Source organism: Pseudomonas sp. IPO3774 (genome assembly GCF_013386835.1).
Classification (GTDB): Bacteria; Pseudomonadota; Gammaproteobacteria; order Pseudomonadales; family Pseudomonadaceae; genus Aquipseudomonas.
Genome location: NZ_JACAQY010000038.1, coordinates 142241 through 159380 on the forward strand (window position 1 = coordinate 142241; position 17140 = coordinate 159380).

Sequence of the window (17140 nt, forward strand, 5' to 3'; positions counted from 1 at the left end):
ATCAACGGCTGCGCGTAATGCTCAGGCCCTTGAGCAGGCTCAGCGCCTGGGCCAACTGATAATCGTCGTCCTGCGGCATCGGCTTGGCTTTCGAGCCGCTGCCGGTCGGCTGGTCGGCGCCGCCGTTGCCATTGCCCAGGTGGCCTTGCAGGTCCGCTTCCTTGTAGAACTCGCTGTCGGCTTCGTTGGTGATCTTGGCCTTGCGCACTTCGATGTCCGGCACGATGCCCTGGGCCTGGATCGAGCGACCGTTCGGCGTGTAGTACAGCGCCGTGGTGATCTTCAAGGCACGCTCGTTGTTCAGCGGCAGCACGGTTTGCACCGAGCCTTTGCCGAAGCTGGTGGTGCCCATCAGCACGCCGCGTTTCTGGTCTTGCAGGGCGCCGGCGACGATTTCCGAAGCCGAGGCGCTGCCGCCGTTGATCAGCACAACCATCGGCACGCCTTCGCTGAGGTCGTTGCCGGTGGCCGAGAAGCGCAGCTCGGAGTTGGCGATACGGCCCTTGGTGTAGACGATCAGGCCCTTGGTGATGAAGTGGTCGACCACCTCCACAGCGGCCTGCAACACGCCGCCCGGGTTGTTGCGCAGGTCGAGCACGATGCCGCTGAGTTTCTTGCCGTTGTCTTTGCGCAGCTTGGCGAGGGCCTTGGCCACTTCGTCGCCGGTCTTGACCTGGAACTGGGTGATACGGATGTAGCCGTAGCCCGACTCCAGCAGCTGGCTCTTCACGCTCTTGACCGTGATGGTAGCGCGGGTCAGGGTTACGTCGAACGGCGTGCCGCCGTCGCGCACCAGGGTCAGGGTGATTTTCTGGCCGATCTTGCCGCGCATCTTGTCGACGGCTTCGGTCATGGTCTGGCCGCGGGTCGGCTGGCCGTTGATCTTGACGATAAAGTCACCGGCCTGGATGCCGGCCTTGGACGCAGGGGTGTCATCGATCGGCGAAACGACCTTGATGTTGCCGTCGTCGGCGCCGACTTCAATGCCCAGGCCACCGAATTCACCGCTGGTGCTCTCCTGCAGCTCGGCGAAATCTTCCGGGCCCAGGTAGGCGGAGTGCGGGTCAAGGTTGCTGAGCATGCCCTTGATGGCATTTTCCAGCAGGGTCTTGTCGTCCACAGGTTCGACATAAGCGGCCTTGATCCGGTCCATGACCTCGGCAAAGGTGCGCAACTCGTCCAGCGGCAGCGGGGCCTTGGTGGTCGCGGCCGTGGCCGACTGGGCGGTCTGGTCGGCGAATGCCAAAGGCGCGCCGATCACCAGAGCGATCGTCAGGGCCAGCGATGTGAGGCGGGACAAATGCAGCATGTCGAACGAACTCCTAATGTAGATGCGACCCTTATCCTTGGGTACGGCACCATTGTGCCGGGTCGCTCGGGCGGCCCTGCTGACGAATAGCGAAGTACAGCGCCGGGGTGTCCTGGCCACCACTGTTACCGACAGTGGAGATGGATTCACCGGCTTTTACAACATCACCTGCCGCTTTAAGCAAAGTTTGATTGTGGCCGTAAAGGCTCAAATAGCCATTACCGTGGTCAAGAATCACCAACAAACCTGCGCCACGCAGCCAATCGGCGAATACCACGCGGCCGCCGTGGATAGCGTGGACCTGGGTGCCGGCACCGGCACTGATCATCACACCGTCCCACTTGGCGCGGGTGTCATCGCCACGGGTTTCACCAAAGCGTGCCAGTAATCGACCATCAACTGGCCATGGAAGTTTGCCCCGAGCTGAAGCAAAAGGTCCGCCGAAGGATTCGCCGGCGCTGGAAACCAGCGGGCCAGGTGCTGCACGCGCCGGTTTACGCGGGGGCGGGGCGTCGGTAGTGGCGCTGGCGACTGCCTCGGCGGCTTCACGCTCGCGCTTTTTTTCGGCTTCCTGCTGGGCAAGCAGCGCTTTTTGCCGCGCCTGCTCTGCCTCACGGGCCTGGCGAGCGAGGGTTTCCTCGATGGTTTTCAGGACTTTGCCCAGGTCGGCCTGGTCTTGCTCGCGGGCCTGGAGCTTGGCGTCACGGGCCTTCACGTCGTCATTCAGCTTGGCCAGCGCCTGCTGGCGCTCCTTGCGGACCTTGTCCAGTTCGTCGCGCTGGCTGTCGAGGGCGGTTTTCTGGTCGAGCAGCTGCGACTGCTGGTTGGCGATTTCCTGCTCGACGTTGGCCAACTGGCGCAGGGTCTCGTTGAAGCTTTTCAGTTGCTCCAGGCGGGCCTTGCTCAGGTAGTCGTAATAGGTAAGGGTGCGGGCGAACTTTTCCGGGTTCTGCTGGTTGAGCAGCAGCTTGAGGTATTCCTGGCGGCCGTTCTGGTAAGCGGCGCGGGCCTGGATCGCGATCAGGCGTTGCTGTTCAACGCGGGCGCTCTGGAGTTTTTTTTTCTCAGCGTCGAGTCGCTCCAGTTCCGACTCGCTCTTCTTTAGTTCTTTTTGCAGCTCCTGGACCTGCTTCTCCAGCTTGCCCATCTCGGTTTCCGTGCCGCGCAGGTCTTTCTGCACGCCGGACTTCTCTTCCTGGAGCTTGCCGAGCAGCTTCTTCAGCTCGGTAATGTCCTGACGCGTAGCGTCCAACTGTTGTTGGGTTTGTGCGCGCTCATCGGCAAACGCCGGTTGGAGCAGGCAGACAAGAGCAAGGGTAATCAAGGCGCGAAGCATAGAGGCGGGCGACACCAGGGAAAGGGACGGCCTAGTATGCCCGCCAAGCGCTGCAAAAAAAACGCCCAATTCGGCTTGGCAGGCAAGTTAGGTGCCCAGTGGCCGCATTCTGCAAGCAATTGTGGGCAAGTCCCATAGCCCTTTGAAGGCGACGAGCGGTTGAGAGCGTCGTGTCGTGCTTCTGCAGTTGTTTTGTGTGCTTCGCGAAATGCCTTGAAATGCTCCACCCTGACGGTGCATTTGCGCTCGGAATAGACTCTTCGGCCCTGTTAATCCGACGGTCGGCATAGTGAGTAATGCCTTGTATTCACGAGTCAAAAGGCCAGCAAACGTGGCTTGATTATGGGCTTCCCGATCTTCGTAGTCTGGATCGGGCTTTGCGAGCGCGTCCACTTGAGGAAGTGGCCGCCGGCAACGATGTCGAAGCGGCCATCGATATAGTCGCAATGCATTTTGGCATTGCCCATTCGAGCTGTTCGGAAGTGGAAGTTGCCTCGCCTTTGGGGCAAATAGCGATCAGGCGTAGCTGTCTGCAGCACATTGTTGAAAAGCGGCAGGACGCCAGAGAGCGTTATGTCAGGTTCGCCTTGGACACATTGACTGGGCCTCTGGAAATATGGCGTGTTGCTTATAGCGATTGCTCCGCCCGTTTAGCATTCATTGGGGCTTATGAATCCAGGAGGCAGATGCTGGTGGTGGTCAATATTCAGGCTGGCAATGTGCTGTGGAGCTTCATGCAGACAGACGCCAAGGCCTTGAACAAGCATCGTCATGGTGAGTTGCTCTACAAGCGTTACGAGCTTTTGTGACGCCCAAAGAAAAGGGCAGCTCTTTCGAACTGCCCTAAGTAGTGCTTGCTTGATATTCATATACACACCCTCAAGCAGGGGTGTGGAGGTCTCACCCTACGCGGATATCCAGCCATCTGCGGGGTTCCTACGCCAGTTATCGCCGCTGGAGGCAACTGGTTTCGCGCTCGAGTCCATTATTGACGGGCTGCCTGTTTTGAGCAACCCCTGAACTGTGTCAGACCAGAATCGAAGTGCCAGTCATCTCTTTCGGCTTCTCCAGCCCCATCAGCATCAACATGGTCGGTGCCACGTCGGCCAGCACGCCGCCATCACGTACTTTAAAGTCACGTTTGCCTACGTAGATGAATGGCACCGGCTCGGTGGTGTGGGCGGTGTGGGCCTGTCCGGTGGATTCGTCGGACATTTGCTCGCAGTTGCCGTGGTCAGCGGTGATCAGCGCTTCGCCGCCCACCTTTTCCAGCGCGTCGACGATGCGGCCGACGCACAGGTCCAGGCATTCCACGGCTTTTACCGCCGCTTCCAGGTTGCCGCTGTGGCCCACCATGTCACCGTTGGCGTAGTTGACCACGATCACGTCGTAGCGCTGGTGTTCGATGGCGTCGACGATCTTGTCCGTGACTTCCGGGGCACTCATCTCCGGCTGCAGGTCGTAGGTGGCGACTTTCGGCGACGGAATCAGGATGCGTTCTTCACCCGGGAACGGTTCTTCACGACCGCCGGAGAAGAAGAAGGTCACGTGGGCGTATTTCTCGGTTTCGGCAATGCGCAGTTGGGTCTTGCCGTTTTTCGCCAGGTAATCCCCCAGCACGTTTTCCAGGCTGCCCGGGGCGAATGCCGACGGGGCCGGGATGTTGGCGGCGTATTGGGTCAGCATCACGAATTCGACTTTCGGCTGGCGGGCGCGCTCGAAGTCCTTGAAGCCGGCATCGACGAATACGTGGCTCAGCTCGCGGGCACGGTCGGCGCGGAAGTTCATGAACACCACGGCGTCGCCATCTTCGACCTTGACCGGTTCGCCGATGGTGGTGGCCTTGACGAACTCGTCACTCTCGCCACGGGCGTAGGCGGCTTCCAGGCCTTTCTGGGCGGTGGCGGCGTTGAATTCGGCCTGGCCGTCGACGATCAGGTTGTAGGCCTGTGCCACGCGGTCCCAGCGGTTGTCGCGGTCCATGGCGAAGTAGCGGCCAACCAGGCTGGCGATGCGGCCTTTGCCGAGGGTCTTGAAGGTTTCATCCAGCAGTTCGATGGAGGACTGGGCACTTTTCGGCGGGGTGTCGCGGCCGTCGAGGAACGCGTGCAGGTAGATCTTCTCGGCGCCGCGCTTGAAGGCCAGTTCGGCCATGGCGATCAGGTGGTCCTGGTGGCTGTGGACGCCGCCGTCCGACAGCAGGCCCATGAAGTGCACGGCCTTGCCGGCCTTGACCGCTTTATCCACTGCCGCGCAGATGTTTGGGTTCTCGAAAAACTCACCGTCGCGGATCGCTTTGGTCACGCGGGTGAAGTCTTGATAGACCACTCGTCCGGCACCGAGATTCATATGGCCGACTTCCGAGTTGCCCATTTGGCCGTCCGGCAGGCCAACATCCATGCCCGAGCCCGAGATCAGGCCGTTCGGAACGGTAGCGCTCAGACGGTCCAGTACTGGCTTGCTGGCCGAGTACACGGCGTTGTCGTGGTGGCTTTCACTGTGTCCGAAGCCATCGAGAATTATCAGGACCAAAGGTTTAGGCGTAGTAGTCATAGATCCTCTCGCGGCGGTAATGAATGAAGGGAATAGAAAAGGGAGTGGCAGTTTAAAGCGAAGTTCCGACCACGTCACCGCTTTACGGGGGTTGGCCGACCATGACGGCTGTGTATACTTACCGCCATTTTAACGCCCTGGAACCTCCTTGATGGTTGATCACCTGATTGCATTTGCCACTACCCACTATTTGCTCGCTGGTGCGTTCGTCGTACTGCTGGCGCTGCTGATCGCTCACGAATTGAGCCGCGGTGGCCGCAGCCTCAGCACGTCCGAGCTGACCGCCCTGGTCAACAAGGATGAGGCCGTAGTGGTGGACATTCGTCCCGCCAAGGATTTCGCCGCCGGTCACATTGTCGGCGCGCTGAACATTCCCCAGGACAAACTGATTTCGCGCCTGGCCGAGCTGGAAAAGCACAAGGCCAAGACCATTATCCTGGTCGACGCCCAGGGCCAGCACTCCGGCACCCACGCCCGCGAGATGCTGAAAACCGGCTTCAACGCCGCCAAACTGTCGGGTGGTATTTCCAGCTGGCGTGGCGATAACCTGCCGCTGGTGAAGTGATATGAGCCAGGTTGTCGTTTATTCCAGCGATTATTGCCCTTATTGCATGCGGGCCAAGGCCCTGCTTGTGAAAAAGGGCGTTGTCTTCGAAGAGATCAAGGTTGATGGCAAGCCCCAGGTGCGCGCCGAGATGACCAAGAAAGCGGGACGCACGTCCGTGCCGCAGATCTGGATCGGTGACAAGCATGTCGGTGGTTGCGATGACCTGTTCGCACTCGAGCGCGCCGGTAAACTGGATGCGCTGCTTCACGTCTGACTCCTAACCCCTAAAAGACCCCAAGATCACGAAGGATCTGCGATGACTGACCAACAGAACACCGAAGCGGCAGCAGAAGAAGCTCAAGGCCCACAATTTTCCCTGCAGCGTATTTACGTGCGTGACTTGTCGTTCGAAGCGCCGAAAAGCCCGGCCATCTTCCGTCAGGAATGGACCCCGAGCGTTGCGCTGGACCTGAACACCCGTCAGAAGGCCCTGGAAGGTGACTTCCACGAGGTCGTGCTGACCCTGTCGGTCACCGTCAAGAACGGCGAAGAAGTGGCCTTCATTGCTGAAGTGCAACAGGCCGGTATCTTCCTGATCCAGGGCCTGGACGAAGCGTCCATGAGCCACACCCTGGGCGCGTTCTGCCCGAACATCCTGTTCCCGTATGCCCGTGAGACCCTGGACAGCCTGGTCACCCGTGGCTCGTTCCCGGCGCTGATGCTGGCTCCAGTGAACTTCGATGCCCTGTATGCGCAAGAGCTGCAGCGCATGCAACAGGAAGGCTCACCAACGGTTCAGTAAGCTGTTCTGAGCAACGACGCCGATCCAATGTGGGAGCGGGCTTGCTCGCGAATGCGGTACTTCAGTCGATATCTTCGTTGACTGGCACTCCGCTTTCGCGAGCAAGCCCGCTCCCACATTCGTTATGCAGTGTTACTTGAACCCCAGTTGCCGCCAACCTTCGTAAACCGCGACGGCCACGGTATTGGACAGGTTCAGGCTGCGGCAGCCTTCGCGCATCGGCAGGCGCAGGCGGTGGCCGTCTGGCAGGGCGTCCAGCACGTCTGCCGGCAGGCCGCGGCTTTCCGGACCGAACAGGAAGGCGTCGCCTTCGGCAAAGCTGGCATCATGGAACGGCCGCGAACCCTTGGTGGTAAACGCGAACAACCGTGGGTGGTTCAGGCTTTCCAGGCAGCTGGCAAGGTCGGCGTGGCGTTGCAGGGTGGCGTACTCGTGGTAGTCCAGCCCGGCGCGGCGCAGGCGCTTGTCGTCCATGTCGAAACCCAGGGGCTCGATCAAATGCAGGTGGCAGCCACTGTTGGCGCACAGCCTGATAACGTTGCCGGTATTCGGCGGAATTTCTGGTTGAAAAAGGATGACGTGAAACATGCACGGCTCCGAAGGCAAAGATGCGCTGCATTCTACCCCTGAAGAAGACCCCAGGCCGAAGCTATTGCCACGGGTTTTAGGCTCGTTGGCGATTGTCGGCTTGATGGTGGGCCTGATGATCGGCCGGCTGACCACGCCAGACCCGGTTGAGCTGCAGCAGGTAGAGCCCGCCGCCGATGGCCTGGTGGTGTGGTTCAACAGCGAACCCAAGCTGCACGGCGAGCATATCGACGGCACCGTGGCGCTGCTGTTCGATGCGCTTGGCAAGGCCCAGGGCGGCCAATTGAAGGTCAATGACAAGGATGTGAACTGGCGCGTACGCAAGACCGATGGCGGCTTGCTGCTGAACCTGGTGGCGGCTCGGCCGTTGCGCGGGGAGTGGTCGGGAGAGAAGGCCGATGGACGCTGGCGGGTGGAGATCCATCTCCAGGAGCAATAAAAGAGGGAATCCCCGGCCTGCCTGTACCAAGGTTCCCAAAACGGGCTGGGGCTATGGGCGCGTTGCCTCATAAGCCCCGGGTGTAAAGAAGGGAGTTCCCGGCCTGCCTGTACCAGGGCTCCCAAAACGGGGTGAAGCCAAAGGCTTCGGTGTTAAAGAGGGAATCCCCGGCCTGCCTGTACCGAGGTTCCCGAAACGGGTGTGGGGCGCGACGCGATCCGCATCAAGCACCCCGGGTGTTAAAGAGGGGATTCTCGGCCTGCCTGTACCAAGGTCCCCGAAACTGGGTAGTGACAGGGTTATTGCAGGGCGCGTGCCAGAATTGCGAAGTGGCGCCAAAAAATTTCTTCAGAAAGCGCAAAGCCCCGGAATACGGGGCTTTGGCTTTTTTGGGTTTTAATATTTTCTTAACAAGGCATGGGTTTCAGGCGTTGGATAAGTGCGCGATGCCGGTTCGTGGTGCATTGAAGCGGTGCACGGTCGTTAGTCTGGTACAAAACAAATGTGGGAGCCGGGCTTGCCCGCGATGGCGCTGTGTCAGTCGATAAATCCAGTGACTGACACAGCGCCATCGCGGGCAAGCCCGGCTCCCACATTAGATCTTCAGTGGATCAGGCCTCATCACCTTCATCATCATCCCCACCGTCGACCTTCATCCCCAGCTCCTTGATCTTGCGTGTCAGCGTATTGCGGCCCCAGCCCAGCAGCACGGCGGCGTCGCGACGACGTCCAGCAGTATGCTTGAGGGCGGTTTCGATCATGATCCGCTCGAAAGCCGGCACAGCGCTGTCCAGCAGGTTCGACTGGCCACGTGCCAGGGCCTGGTCGGCCCATTGGCGCAGCGCCTGCTCCCAGTTGGTCACCGGTGCCGAATCCTGCGGCAGGCTCAGCAGCTCAGGCGGCAGGTCGCTGATATGCACTTCGCGCCCCGAAGCCATCACCGTGATCCAGCGGCAGGTGTTCTCCAGCTGACGCACGTTGCCCGGCCATGGCAGGTTCTTCAGGTATTCCTCGGTCTCGCTTTTCAGCAGCTTCGGCTCGACGGCCAGCTCCTGGGCGGCGCGGCTGAGGAAGTGACGGGCCAGGGTCGGGATGTCCTCGCGACGGTCCGACATCCGTGGGATGTGGATGCGGATCACGTTCAGGCGGTGGAACAAGTCTTCACGGAATTTCCCGGCGTGCACCAGGGTTTCCAGGTTCTGGTGCGTCGCCGCGATGATACGTACGTCGACCTTGACCGGGGTGTGCCCGCCTACCCGATAAAACTCGCCGTCGGCCAGGACCCGCAGCAAGCGCGTCTGGGTGTCGGCCGGCATGTCGCCGATTTCATCGAGGAACAGCGTGCCGCCGTCGGCCTGTTCAAAACGGCCACGGCGCAGGTTGGCCGCACCGGTGAACGCGCCTTTTTCATGGCCGAACAGTTCCGACTCCATCAAGTCTTTCGGGATCGCCGCCATGTTCAGCGCAATGAACGGCGACGCCGCCCGTGGGCTGTGACGGTGCAGGGCGTGGGCCACCAGCTCTTTACCGGTACCCGACTCGCCATTGATCAGCACGGTGATGTTGGAGTGGCTCAAGCGCCCGATGGCGCGAAACACTTCCTGCATCGCCGGCGCTTCGCCGATGATTTCCGGGGTACGGGTCAGGGCCGGCGGGGCTTCCTGGTTCTGCTGTTCCTGGGCGTGCTGGTTGGCGCGTTTTACCAGCGCCACCGCTTCGTCCACGTCGAACGGTTTTGGCAGGTATTCAAAGGCGCCGCCCTGATAGGACGCGACAGCGCTGTCCAGGTCCGAGTGCGCGGTCATGATGATCACCGGCAGGCGCGGGTGCTGCTCGCGAATCCGCGCCAGCAAGTCCAGGCCACTGGCGCCGGGCATGCGGATGTCGGAGATGATCACATCGGGCTGCTGGCGAGCCAGGCGGCTCATCACCCCGTCGGCGCTGTCGAAGCTCTGGGTGGTCATGCCTTCCTGTTGCAAGGCTTTCTCCAGGACCCAGCGGATAGAACGGTCGTCATCGACGATCCAGACAGTTTCACTACGGCTCATGTCGATGGGGCTCCTTGTTCCAGTGGCAGAAAGATCGAGAAGGTGGTGTGACCGGGATGGCTCTCACATTCGATCAAACCCTGGTGCTGGCTGATGATGTTCTGGGTAATGGCCAGGCCGAGCCCGGTACCGTCCGGGCGGCCGCTGACCATTGGGAAAAAGATGGTTTCCTGCAGTTCTGCAGGGATGCCGGGGCCGTTGTCGATGATCTCGACCTTGGTCACCAGGCGATGGCGCACGTGGCCAATGGTGAACTGGCGCAGGGCACGGGTGCGCAGGCTGATGCGGCCCAGGCGCAGCTCGTTCTGGCTGCTGATGGCCTGCATGGCGTTGCGCACGATATTGAGCACCGCCTGGATCATCTGCTCGCGGTCGATCAATACGTCGGGAATGCTCGGGTCGTAGTCGCGCACCAAGGTGATGCAGCCCTGGCTTTCGGCCTCCACCAACTGGCAAACCCGCTCCAGCACTTCGTGCACGTTGGTCATTGCCAGAGACGGCAGCTTGTTGGAGCCGAGCATGCGGTCTACCAGGTTACGCAGGCGGTCGGCTTCCTCGATGATGACGTTGGTGTAGTCCTTGAGGTTTTCGTCCGGCAGCTCGCGGGCCAGCAGCTGTGCGGCACCGCGAATCCCGCCCAGGGGGTTCTTGATCTCATGGGCCAGGCCGCGTACCAGCATTTTGCTGGTTTCCTGCTTGGACAGTTGCGCCTCTTCCTTGGTGATGCGCAGCAGGCGATCCCGGGGATGCACCTCCAGCAGCAGCAAGGTGGCGCCGTGGCTGAGGATCGGTGTAACCGCGTAGTCGACGGTGAGGGTCTGGCCGGTGAGGGCGGTGAGCATCGCTTCGCGCTTGGTGAACGGGTGCGCCTGCTCCACGGCCTGGCGCAACGAGCTCAAGGCCTCGGCCGACTCAGTGAACAGCTCACTGATGAATTGCCCATGGCTGCGCTGCCCGCTGATGGCCAGCAGCATCTCCGCCGCCGGGTTCATGTACTCAAGGCGCAGTTCGTCATTGAGCAGAATGGTCGCGGTGGTCAGGTTGTCGAGTAACAGGCGGTGCAGTGCGTCGCTGATGGTCATTAGGACCTCTTTTGGAGCAAGGCGCGGGCTTGAGGCACACGCTGATACAAGGAAAATGCAAAAACCAAACCAAAGCTCCGAAAAGAAGCGTTAAAGCCCTGAAATGGGGGCTTAAGGCGCGAAACTGTGGCGTTCTGCCAGCTTGGACGGGAAGTTTCGAACCAAAATGGGTTGCGTAAGTGGGAAGGGTGCAGCGTATCGCACCAATATAGTGCGGTTTTGAAAAGTCTGTTCAGGAAGCTGGTGGCAGCGACTGATTGGCTGAATGGGTCGGATCTAAATTGTGGGAGCGGGCTTGCTCGCGAAGGCGGCGTGTCAGTCATGCATATATCAACTGACACACCGCCTTCGCGAGCAAGCCCGCTCCCACATTTTTGATGGCGTTCGCAATTTTAGATTTTATAGAGGCACAGCTCGGCGGTGGCGCGGATCATTGCCAGTTGGTGCAGCGCGTCTTTGGCAGGTGCGCGATTGGCCTGGGCCAGCCATTGCGGGCATTGCGGGTTGGTGCGCTCCGGGGTGAAGTCCGCCAGCTGTTGCAGCAGGCGTTTTTGCAGCAGGTCCAGTTTAGGGCGGATCTGGCCGACCAGATCCGGGCGTGGGTCATTGGGCGCCTTGCCTTGCAGCTGCCAGTCGGAAAGGTGGGCGTATTGCACCAGTTTGTTCGCCTCGATCTGGGCCGAGAAAAACTGCTCGGCCTGTGCCGGTGCCAGTTTGTAGCTCGGCGCCTGGGCGACGACGCTGGCGATCACGTCCTGCTCCCGTGGGCGGTCTTCGACGGGCTTGTGGCTGTCCCATTTGCTCAGGGCCACCTGGTCGGCAATCGCCAGGCGTTCGGCAATGCTGTCGAGCAGCGGGGCGAGGGTGGGTGGTGCTGCGAATACATTGGCGCTGATGGCCAGCAAGATGAACCCAATTTTGAGTTTCAAGGCAGATCCCTCTTCTGTAGGGGCGAGCTTGCTCGCGAAGGTCGTTAACGATAACGCGTAAGTATTGAAGAAATGCGGTGCCTTTGAATTTTTCGTGGGCAAGCCCGCTCCAACAGGGTTTTGCGGGCAAAAAAAAGACCTCCCGAAGGAGGTCTTTTTCATCACGCCGCGTTACGCAGCGCTACCGGATCAGCAGCTGTAGTACAGCTCGTATTCCAGTGGGTGTACGAAGGTGCGGACCTTGATTTCTTCTTCGCTTTTCAGGGCGATGTAGGCATCGATAAAGTCGTCGCTGAACACGCCGCCTTTGGTCAGGAACGCACGGCCCTTGTCCAGCTCTTCCAGGGCTTCTTTCAGGCTGCCGCACACTTGTGGGATCTCTTTGGCCTCTTCAGGCGGCAGGTCGTACAAGTTTTTGTCGGCGGCATCGCCAGGGTGGATCTTGTTCTGGATACCGTCCAGGCCGGCCATGACCAGGGCAGCGAAGGCCAGGTACGGGTTGGCTGCCGGATCCGGGAAGCGGGCTTCGATACGGCGAGCGCGAGGGCTGGACACGTAAGGAATACGGATCGAAGCGGAACGGTTGCGAGCCGAGTAGGCGAGCATTACCGGAGCTTCGAAACCTGGGACCAGACGCTTGTAGGAGTTGGTCGATGGGTTGGTGAAGCCGTTCAGGGCCTTACCGTGCTTGATGATACCGCCGATGAAGTACAGGGCAGTGTCGGACAGGCCGGCATAACCTTCGCCAGCGAAGGTGTTCTTGCCTTCTTTGGCGATGGACAGGTGAACGTGCATACCCGAACCGTTATCGCCGTACAGAGGCTTAGGCATGAAGGTAGCGGTACGGCCGTAGGCATCAGCCACGTTGTGTACGCAGTACTTCAGGGTCTGAACTTCGTCAGCCTTGGCAACCAGGGTGTTGAACTTCACGCCGATTTCGTTCTGGCCGGCAGTCGCCACTTCGTGGTGGTGAACTTCGATGACCAGGCCCATCTCTTCCATGGCGTTGCACATGGAGGTACGGATTTCGTGGTCGTGGTCGAACGGAGGAACCGGGAAGTAGCCGCCTTTGATACCTGGACGGTGGCCTTTGTTGCCGCCTTCCACGTCCTGGTCGGACATCCACGAACCTTGTTCGGAGAAGATCTTGAACATGGAGCCTGAGATGTCGGACTTGAACTTGACCGAATCAAAGATGAAGAATTCTGGTTCCGGACCTACGAATACGGTGTCACCGATACCGGTCGACTTCAGGTATTCCTCGGCACGCTTGGCGATCGCACGTGGGTCACGGTCGTAGCCCTGCATGGTCGAAGGCTCGATCACGTCGCAGACGATGATCAAGGTTGGGTCTTCGGTGAACGGGTCGAGTACGGCAGTGCTGTCGTCCGGCATCAGGATCATGTCGGAAGCTTCGATGCCTTTCCAGCCGGCAATGGAGGAGCCGTCGAACATTTTGCCTTCTTCGAAGAAGGCGTCATCCAGCGCGTCGCGAGCCGGCATGGTCACGTGGTGCTGAGTGCCTTTGGTGTCCGTGAAGCGCAGATCAATCCATTTGACGTCATGATCTTTGATGAGTTGAACCGACTTCGACATAGTGTCCTCCGGGTGGCTTCGGGCTGGGGTAGTGGAGTAGCCCTTAGAATGTGGGTGATGCCGGCGCGAATACTCGACCAAGGCAACCTGCCTCACAAGAGAGCAAATTGCATGCCAGTGCCCCGACATGGGTTTTTTGCCACAAAAACGCCCCTATAAAGGTGCAATCCGCTGAAACGGAAGAAATTGCGCACCGCAATGTAGCGCTTATTTTGGTTTATGACCCGTTTTGGTGCGCGAAAGGTCAGTTGCATATTAACTGGTTAAACCTTGAGCGATTTCCGCTATAATCCGCGCCCCCCTTTTTCGGCTGGGCCTGCGCGCGCTGTTTTCATGAAATTAATCGTTAAAGTCTTCCCCGAGATCACCATCAAGAGCCGACCGGTACGGATGCGTTTCATCCGTCAATTGGCCAAGAACATCCGTGCCGTGCTCCGCGATCTGGACCCGGCTGTGGTGGTGAATGGTGTGTGGGACAATCTCGAGCTGGAAACCCGCCTCACAGACCCCAAGGCCCTGAAGGATATGACCGAGCGCCTGAGCTGCGTGCCGGGCATCGCGCATTTCCTGCAGGTCGACGAGTACCCGCTGGGCGACTTCGACGACATCACCGAAAAGTGCAAACAGCACTACGGCGATGTGCTGGCAGGCAAGGTGTTTTCAGTGCGTTGCAAACGCGCCGGCAAGCACCCGTTCAGCTCCATGGATGTCGAGAAATACGTGGGCAGCAAGCTGCGTCGCGAGTGCGGCGCTGCCGGAATTTCCCTGAAAGAGCCGCAAATTGAAGTGCGGATGGAAATTCGCGACCAACGGTTGTTTGTGATCCACAGCCAGCACGACAGCATCGGCGGCTACCCGCTGGGTGCCCTGGAACAGACCCTGGTATTGATGTCCGGCGGTTTCGATTCCACTGTCGCGGCCTACCAGATCATGCGCCGCGGGCTGATGAGCCACTTCTGCTTCTTCAACCTGGGCGGGCGTGCACACGAATTGGGCGTGATGGAAGTCGCGCATTACATCTGGAAGAAGTACGGCAGCTCGCAACGGGTGCTGTTTGTCAGCGTACCGTTCGAGGAAGTCCTGGGAGAAATTCTCGGGAAAGTCGATAACAGTCATATGGGCGTAGTATTGAAGCGTATGATGTTACGCGCTGCGTCCCGAATCGCGGATCGGCTGGAAATCGACGCACTGGTCACCGGTGAAGCGATTTCCCAGGTGTCCAGCCAGACCCTGCCGAACCTGTCGTTGATCGACTCTGTGACCGAGAAGCTGGTACTGCGCCCGCTGATCGCCAGTCACAAGCAAGACATCATCGACCTGGCGACCCAGATCGGCACGGCGGATTTCGCCAAGCACATGCCGGAATATTGCGGGGTCATCTCGGTGAACCCCAAGACCCACGCCAAGCGCAACCGCGTGGAGTACGAAGAACAACAGTTCGATATGGCGGTGCTCGAGCGTGCGCTTGAGAACGCCAAGCTGGTGCCGATCGATCGGGTTATCGACGAATTGGGCCAGGATTTGCAGATCGAAGAAGTCAGCGAGGCTCTGGCCGGTCAGATCATCATCGACATCCGTCACCCGGATGCCGCTGAAGACGAGCCGCTGGAAATTGCTGGCATCGACGTACAAACGCTGCCGTTCTATGCATTGAATGCGCGTTTCAAGGAACTGGATGACAGCCGTCAGTACCTGTTGTATTGCGACAAAGGCGTGATGAGTCGCCTGCATGCCCACCATTTGCTCAGTGAGGGGCATGCCAATGTGCGCGTTTATCGACCGAGCTAAGAGCCCGGGGCTGTTTGCCTGTGGCCTGCGTCACCGGCCCCCCGACTCTGCCGTCAAGCTGTAACGGCAAGGCCTGACTCTACTGTTAATCGCTGCCACGACCTGTCAGCACACCGAATCCTCTGATCGAGATACACAAGTGATCGAAAATCTACGCAACATCGCCATCATTGCTCACGTTGACCATGGTAAGACCACCCTGGTAGACAAACTCTTGCGTCAATCCGGCACCCTGGAGCGCAACGAGCTCAACGACGAGCGCGTGATGGACTCCAACGACCAGGAGAAAGAGCGCGGTATTACCATTCTGGCGAAAAACACCGCCATCAACTGGAACGGCTACCACATCAACATCGTGGATACCCCGGGCCACGCCGACTTCGGCGGCGAAGTTGAACGCGTAATGTCGATGGTTGACTCCGTTCTGCTGCTGGTTGACGCTCAAGACGGCCCTATGCCGCAAACCCGTTTCGTGACCAAGAAGGCTTTCGAAGCCGGCCTGCGTCCGATCGTGTGCATCAACAAGGTTGACCGTCCAGGCGCGCGTCCGGACTGGGTTCTGGACCAGATCTTCGACCTGTTCGACAACCTGGGTGCCACCGAAGAACAGCTGGACTTCAAAGTCGTCTACGCCTCGGCCCTGAACGGCATTGCCGGTCTGGAACACACCGACATGGCTGAAGACATGACCCCGCTGTACCAGTCGATCGTCGACAACGTACCGGCTCCGAAAGTTGACCGTGAAGGCCCGTTCCAGATGCAAATCTCGGCACTGGACTACAACAGCTTCCTGGGTGTTATCGGTGTTGGCCGTATCGCTCGTGGTAGCGTCAAGCCGAACACTCCGGTGGTCGCCATCGGCGCCGACGGCAAGAAGCGCAACGGTCGTATCCTGAAGCTGATGGGTCACCACGGCCTGCACCGCATCGACGTTGAAGAAGCGTTTGCCGGTGACATCGTGTGTGTGAGCGGTATGGACTCGCTGTTCATCTCCGACACCCTGTGCCAGCCGGACAACGTCGAGGCGATGAAGCCTCTGACCGTTGACGAGCCAACCGTTTCCATGACCTTCCAGGTAAACGACTCGCCTTTCTGCGGTAAAGAAGGCAAGTTCGTGACTTCCCGTAACATCAAGGAACGTCTGGACAAAGAGCTGCTGTACAACGTTGCTCTGCGCGTTGAAGAAGGCGACTCGGCTGACAAGTTCAAGGTTTCCGGCCGTGGTGAGCTGCACCTCTCGGTACTGATCGAAACCATGCGTCGCGAAGGCTTCGAAATGGGCGTTGGTCGTCCTGAAGTGATCATCCGTCAGGTTGACGGCGTGAAGCAGGAACCGTTTGAAAACGTCACCATCGACACCCCTGAAGAATCCCAGGGCAAGGTCATGGAAGAGATGGGCCTGCGTAAGGGCGACCTGACCAACATGGTGCCGGATGGCAAAGGCCGTGTGCGTCTGGAATACAACATCCCTGCTCGTGGTCTGATCGGTTTCCGTAACCAGTTCCTGACCCTGACCAACGGTGCTGGCATCCTGACCTCGATCTTCGATCGCTACGACACCATGAAGTCCGGCGACATGTCCGGCCGTCAGAACGGTGTTCTGGTATCGGTAGAAACCGGCAAGGCGCTGACCTACTCCCTGGAAACCCTCCAGGCGCGTGGCAAGCTGTTCGTTGAACACGGTCAAGAGATCTACAACGGTCAGATCGTTGGCCTGAACAGCCGTGACAACGACATGGGCGTCAACCCAACCAAAGGCAAGAAGCTCGACAACATGCGTGCTTCGGGTAAAGACGAAACCATCGCTCTGGTTCCACCTGTTCGCTTCACCCTGGAACAGGCTCTGGAATTCATCCAGGACGACGAGCTGTGCGAAGTCACGCCTAAGTCGATCCGCCTGCGTAAGAAGATCCTGGACGAAGGCGAGCGTACCCGCGCTGCCAAGAAAGCCAAGAACTGAGTTAACTCAGGTTGAATGAAAAACGCCCCCGGTCGAAAGGCCGGGGGCGTTTTTTTATGCCTGCAATATCTGTAGTGACTGTGCGGGCCCCTTCGCGAGCAAGCCCGCTCCCACATTCGACCGCGTTTTTTCAGGATGAGTAAGGTCAAGTGTGGGAGCGGGC

Annotated in this window: 15 protein-coding genes; 7 read left to right on the top strand and 8 right to left on the bottom strand. The window is 59.4% G+C overall.

Annotated features, from left to right (window positions below):
• Window position 1: 1 nt before the first annotated feature.
• Window positions 2-1309: a S41 family peptidase gene (locus HYE77_RS21580; RefSeq protein ID WP_003218023.1), complete on the bottom strand. Its 1308-nt coding sequence runs from the start codon at window positions 1307-1309 to the stop codon at window positions 2-4.
• Between the two features lie 31 nt (window positions 1310-1340).
• Window positions 1341-2645: a murein hydrolase activator EnvC gene (locus tag HYE77_RS21585; RefSeq protein ID WP_177069302.1), complete on the bottom strand. Its 1305-nt coding sequence runs from the start codon at window positions 2643-2645 to the stop codon at window positions 1341-1343.
• Window positions 2646-2941: 296 nt separating this feature from the next.
• Here HYE77_RS21585 and HYE77_RS21590 point away from each other — a divergent pair, with 296 nt between their 5' ends.
• Window positions 2942-3454 (top strand): PBECR2 nuclease fold domain-containing protein, encoded by a 513-nt coding sequence (locus HYE77_RS21590; protein WP_177069303.1) that lies wholly within the window; start codon window positions 2942-2944, stop codon window positions 3452-3454.
• A 217-nt stretch (window positions 3455-3671) separates the two neighbouring features.
• Here the strand turns inward: HYE77_RS21590 and gpmI are convergent, their stop codons facing one another.
• The gene (gene gpmI / locus HYE77_RS21595) at window positions 3672-5198 is read right to left on the bottom strand and encodes a 2,3-bisphosphoglycerate-independent phosphoglycerate mutase (RefSeq protein WP_177069304.1); all 1527 of its coding nucleotides are present in this window, start codon (window positions 5196-5198) and stop codon (window positions 3672-3674) included.
• 151 nt (window positions 5199-5349) lie between these two features.
• Between gpmI and HYE77_RS21600 the strand changes: the two genes are divergently transcribed.
• From HYE77_RS21600 to secB, 3 genes are read left to right on the top strand one after another with little or no spacing between them, the layout of a single operon-like run.
• Window positions 5350-5763 (top strand): rhodanese-like domain-containing protein, encoded by a 414-nt coding sequence (locus HYE77_RS21600; RefSeq protein ID WP_003218014.1) that lies wholly within the window; start codon window positions 5350-5352, stop codon window positions 5761-5763.
• 1 nt (window position 5764) lies between these two features.
• Window positions 5765-6019, top strand: coding sequence for a glutaredoxin 3 (gene grxC, locus HYE77_RS21605; protein WP_003218011.1), 255 nt, complete (start codon window positions 5765-5767; stop codon window positions 6017-6019).
• 42 nt (window positions 6020-6061) lie between these two features.
• Entirely contained in the window at window positions 6062-6547 is a 486-nt protein-coding gene (secB, locus tag HYE77_RS21610) for a protein-export chaperone SecB (RefSeq protein WP_003218009.1), read from the top strand.
• A gap of 132 nt (window positions 6548-6679) precedes the next feature.
• Here the strand turns inward: secB and HYE77_RS21615 are convergent, their stop codons facing one another.
• Complete coding sequence (locus tag HYE77_RS21615) at window positions 6680-7135, bottom strand: tRNA (cytidine(34)-2'-O)-methyltransferase (protein ID WP_003218007.1); 456 nt, start codon at window positions 7133-7135, stop codon at window positions 6680-6682.
• Here HYE77_RS21615 and HYE77_RS21620 point away from each other — a divergent pair.
• The gene (locus tag HYE77_RS21620) at window positions 7134-7574 is read left to right on the top strand and encodes a hypothetical protein (RefSeq protein WP_003218005.1); all 441 of its coding nucleotides are present in this window, start codon (window positions 7134-7136) and stop codon (window positions 7572-7574) included. The two genes, HYE77_RS21615 and HYE77_RS21620, sit on opposite strands and share 2 nt — an antisense overlap.
• 611 nt (window positions 7575-8185) lie before the next feature.
• Here HYE77_RS21620 and ntrC read toward each other — a convergent pair.
• The 4 genes from ntrC to glnA form a co-directional block, all read right to left on the bottom strand.
• A complete protein-coding gene (gene ntrC / locus HYE77_RS21625; RefSeq protein ID WP_008435682.1) occupies window positions 8186-9622 on the bottom strand; it encodes a nitrogen regulation protein NR(I) in 1437 nt (478 codons plus the stop codon).
• On the bottom strand, window positions 9619-10704 hold the full coding sequence (gene glnL, locus HYE77_RS21630; RefSeq protein WP_003218001.1) for a nitrogen regulation protein NR(II): 1086 nt from the start codon (window positions 10702-10704) through the stop codon (window positions 9619-9621). Before glnL ends, ntrC begins: the two co-directional genes overlap by 4 nt.
• Before the next feature lie 392 nt (window positions 10705-11096).
• The gene (locus HYE77_RS21635) at window positions 11097-11633 is read right to left on the bottom strand and encodes a chorismate mutase (protein ID WP_003218000.1); all 537 of its coding nucleotides are present in this window, start codon (window positions 11631-11633) and stop codon (window positions 11097-11099) included.
• A gap of 189 nt (window positions 11634-11822) precedes the next feature.
• Window positions 11823-13229: a glutamate--ammonia ligase gene (gene glnA / locus HYE77_RS21640; protein ID WP_003217999.1), complete on the bottom strand. Its 1407-nt coding sequence runs from the start codon at window positions 13227-13229 to the stop codon at window positions 11823-11825.
• A 333-nt stretch (window positions 13230-13562) separates the two neighbouring features.
• Between glnA and thiI the strand changes: the two genes are divergently transcribed.
• Both thiI and typA read left to right on the top strand, forming a co-directional pair.
• Window positions 13563-15017 carry a tRNA uracil 4-sulfurtransferase ThiI gene (gene thiI, locus HYE77_RS21645; protein WP_023659343.1) on the top strand — a complete coding sequence of 485 codons (1455 nt, stop codon included), beginning with the start codon at window positions 13563-13565 and terminating at the stop codon, window positions 15015-15017.
• A 139-nt stretch (window positions 15018-15156) separates the two neighbouring features.
• Window positions 15157-16977, top strand: coding sequence for a translational GTPase TypA (gene typA, locus HYE77_RS21650; RefSeq protein WP_003217997.1), 1821 nt, complete (start codon window positions 15157-15159; stop codon window positions 16975-16977).
• Window positions 16978-17140: the final 163 nt, after the last annotated feature.